Source organism: Aporhodopirellula sallentina SM41 (genome assembly GCF_000346505.1).
GTDB classification, from domain to species: domain Bacteria; phylum Planctomycetota; class Planctomycetia; order Pirellulales; family Pirellulaceae; genus Rhodopirellula; species Rhodopirellula sallentina.
Genome location: NZ_ANOH01000251.1, coordinates 1 through 1,559, shown reverse-complemented (window position 1 = coordinate 1,559; position 1,559 = coordinate 1). Strand labels below are relative to the sequence as shown.

The 1,559-nt window shown below is 58.8% G+C and carries 1 protein-coding gene; it reads left to right on the top strand.

Annotated features, from left to right (window positions below):
* On the top strand, window positions 1-1,486 hold a 1,486-nt coding region (locus RSSM_RS16660; RefSeq protein ID WP_044302804.1), incomplete at its 5' end, for an alkaline phosphatase.
* Window positions 1,487-1,559 lie beyond the last annotated feature (73 nt).

The window sequence follows — 1,559 nt, the reverse complement described above, 5'->3', positions numbered from 1 at the left end:
ACTCGTTCCGCTGTATTCCTTCGGCATGACCCTCTCGGCACTTCGCGAACGAGGCAGCCTGTACTCGGACCGAGAACGGCTCAAAAAACACTTCGGAAAGATCCCCGAAGGAACCTACCAACCCAACGCTCACTACCACGACCAAATCGACGTTTACGACCTGCAACGCATTGCAGCCGATAACGGCAAACGCCACATCATCCTGATGGTCTTTGACGGATGTGATTGGCAAACCACGCAGGCCGCATCAATCTACAAGAACGCAGACATGCTCTACGACAGTGGGCGTGGTCGTGGCCTGACCTTCCAAGACTATCGCGGCACGATCACCGACAGCGCCTTCATCTCAACCACACCCAAAACCGGCGGATGCAAATTTGACGTCAACTCGCAAATCGTCGTCAACGAAAACACCGACGCCAGTGGCGGGTTCGACCCCACGTTCGCCGGCCCGATGCCTTGGCACGAACGAGACCGGATCTCGTACCCAATCGGACAAGACCGTTCACGCCCACACCGCTATGCCGACTCCGCATCCTCGGCAACGAGCCTGACGGCGGGCATCAAAACCTACAACGGATCAATCGGGGTCGCCCACGACGGAACCCAAGCCGACGCCATCGCACGACAACTCCAACGCGAAGGCTTTCGCATCGGCATCGTTACCAGTGTCCCCGTCAGCCACGCCACTCCCGGCGCCGCGTACGCTAACAACGTCACCCGCAAGGACTACCAAGATATTTCTCGCGACCTCATCGGACGTCCCTCCTCAGCCCATCGCTCCAACCCATTACCGGGTGTCGACGTGCTGATCGGTGGCGGTTGGGGTGAAGGCACCGGCAAAGACGCCGGGCAAGGCGACAACTTCATGCCGGGTAACAAATACCTGCACGAATCCGACCTGGATGCCGTTCGACTCGGCCCCGGTGAATCCGACCCTTCCCACCGCAAATACATCGTCGCCGAACGAACCCCCGGCGAACCCGGTCACTCGGTGCTCACCGCCGCCGTCAATCGTGCGATCGAAACCGGTGACCGCCTGCTCGGCTTCTTTGGCGGAAAAGGGGGACACCTACCATTCCAAACGGCCGACGGGAAATACAACCCGACCTTTGACGTCAAAGGCACCGAGAAATACTCCGATGCGGAAATCACGGAAAACCCAACCCTCGCCGAAATGACAACAGCAGCCCTGCGTGTCCTTTCCGCGCCCGCCCCAAACACGAGTTCAAACGACGCGACAGAACTGCCCGAGTTCTGGATTATGCTTGAAGCAGGCGATGTCGACTGGGCCAACCACGCCAACAATATCGACAACAGCATCGGGGCCGTGCTCAGCGGCGAGGAGGCGTTTCACGCTGTCACTCAGTGGGCCGAACAAAACGACGCTTGGGACGATACCGTTGTCTTCGTCACCAGCGACCACGGCCACTACTTCGTGATCGAAGACCCGCAAACGATCGCTGACGCGAACACGAACGAGTAACACAACCACGCCAAGACAACGACGTCATTCGTGCGGCATCAAAGCCCAATTCTAGCGTAGCGAAACTCGCCAA